Origin of the sequence: Aquabacterium sp. (assembly GCF_049274795.1) — a bacterium.
Classification (GTDB): domain Bacteria; phylum Pseudomonadota; class Gammaproteobacteria; order Burkholderiales; family Burkholderiaceae_C; genus Aquabacterium.
The window spans coordinates 1-2249 of record NZ_JBASTH010000031.1 but is presented as its reverse complement, the minus strand read 5'-3'; the positions used below and the strand labels follow the sequence as shown (position 1 = coordinate 2249).

1 protein-coding gene is annotated in these 2249 nt (G+C 63.4%); it reads right to left on the bottom strand.

Translation table 11 applies throughout. The annotated features are described in order from the left end of the window. Positions 1-266: 266 nt before the first annotated feature. Positions 267-1661 (bottom strand): group II intron reverse transcriptase/maturase, encoded by a 1395-nt coding sequence (gene ltrA, locus WAQ08_RS04835; RefSeq protein ID WP_277583900.1) that lies wholly within the window; start codon positions 1659-1661, stop codon positions 267-269. Positions 1662-2249 lie beyond the last annotated feature (588 nt).

Sequence of the window (2249 nt, the reverse complement as noted above, 5' to 3'; positions counted from 1 at the left end):
GCACGGTTGACGGCGTTGCTCGGCAGGGAGAACACCGAGCATGCAGTTTTCATGGGCCGAGTCGGCGAAGGCCCAGCGGCCAAAGCGCGATCCACGCGACTGGATTTGGCAGATCTGGCGTATCGGCAGGATCGCATGCCAAGCCATTGATGCAGCGATCTCTCAGCGCAAAGAAGCTGCCTTCCACCTCCACCAATCGAGTAGGGTGAGGGGTCGCCCCCTCAGCCCTCTCACACCACCGGACGTGCGGGTCCGCATCCGGCGGTTCAAGTAAAACGCTGGAGTTGCTGGTGGGTATCCACCAGCGAGACCAGCCCCATGTTGGCAAGGTACTTCGGCGGCATTGCTGCCACCATGTGTTTTGCTCCGGCATTCCACCACGGTCCCCGCCCGTTGACGCTCGACTTCCACGCGCGATGCGCGTCCAGCCCAAGCGCTCGCAAGCGGGATTCCCGTGTAGCCGGGCGCTTCCACTGCCTCCAGGCAATGACCCGCAGTCGACGCCTCACCCAGATGTCCAGTTCTTCGAGTGCTCGTCGCCCCTGGGTGTGCTGGAAGTAGTTCATCCAGCCCCGCAGGACCGGTCGGAGCTGCTCGATGGTCCGCTCCAGACGTTGTCCACGCCCTTTCAGACACAGGTCCGTGACCCGTGCCCTCAGGCGCGCCAGACTTTCTGGCCAGATCCTCAGACGGGTCTCCTTGTGCACGGTCACGCTGTACCCTAGGAACTTGCGTCCCCAGGGCCTCGCGACCGCGCTCTTGGCCGCATTCACGGTGAGCTTCAGCCGTTCCCAGAGGAACTTCGTCACCCCGTCCATGATGCGATTCCCCGCCTGCTGGCTCGACACATAGATGTTGCAGTCGTCCGCGTACCGGCAGAAGTCCAGTCCGCGCCGCTCCAGTTCGCGGTCCAGGTCGGTCAGCAGGATGTTCGACAGCAGCGGTGACAGCGGTCCGCCTTGCGGCGTGCCCTGTGTCCTCGCTGTCTCGATCCCGTCGGCCATCAAACCCGCTTGCAGGAAGCGCCGGATCAACTTCAGGACGCGCCTGTCGTCGATCCGCCTGGCGACCCGGTGCATCAGCGCATCGTGGTTCACACGGTCGAAGAATTTCTCCAAATCCATGTCCACCACCCAGCGCTTGCCGCCCCGGATGTAGTTCGCGGCTTGGACCACTGCCTGCGTCGCGCTGCGTCCCGGGCGGAAGCCATAGCTCCCATCCGAGAATGTCGGCTCGAACAGCGGTTGCATCACCTGATGCAGCGCCTGCTGGATCAGCCGGTCCACCACCGTTGGCACGCCCAGCGTCCTCACCCCGCCTTGCGGCTTGGGGATGTCCACTCGGCGCACCGCGCGTGGCAGGTACGTGCCGTCCAGCAGCGCCGCCTTCACACTTTGCCAATGGCTTTGCAGCCAGCCCTTGAGGTCTTCGCAGCGCAACCCGTCGATGCCGGGCGCTCCACGGTTCCTCATGACCTGGCTGTACGCCTTTTGCATGTTGCTGCGCTCGACCACCTGCTCCATGAGCCGGCAGCCCTCCGATTTCGTTTGCCCGCTCGTCGCTGCGCCCACCTCCGCACCGTCGCGCCCACTCCCCGGATTCCGTCCGGTTGCTTCGCGCTCGGCCTGCCTTGCAGCAGCTTCTGCGTCATCGATAGGCATCAAGATCGATCGTCCTACTCTCGGTCTTACTCGTTCAGCCCTTCGGTCCTTACCGGCGCCTACTATGGCTTCTGCTGACTTCTGAGCGCGCCTCCCGTCGCCTCTCGACGCCGGTAGCCCCTTCGGGCACACGCTCAGATCTCCCCGGGTATTGCGCACCCACCTTCACGCTTATGCCTGTCGGATTTACGACGCACCGTTCCGTGCAAGTACCGGGCTTTGGTGAATTCGGACACCTCACCCCGGCGCGCCGCCTCGTATCCGCTTCCTGTTCGTCAGGCCAGCGCTTTGCCATCCGGCTTCCTTCAGACCCACAGTCACCCGCGGAACCCTTGCCATTGGCTAACCATTCCCCTTGCCGGGCTGATAGAGGACTCTCACCTCCGAGTAGGTGCACCCTGCCGGGCGCACCAAGAAAAAGCCCCCAGGCCAACCTGGCCGGGGGGCTCTGAGTGCCGAAGGGTTACTGCAGCTTGTAGCTGACCTTCACGATGATCGTGTGGCCTGTCTTGTTTTCGGTGTCGATGCTGTTATCGCGATTCAGCTGACGATAGACCGGGTTGTTCAGGTTGTTGCCCTCAACTCGGA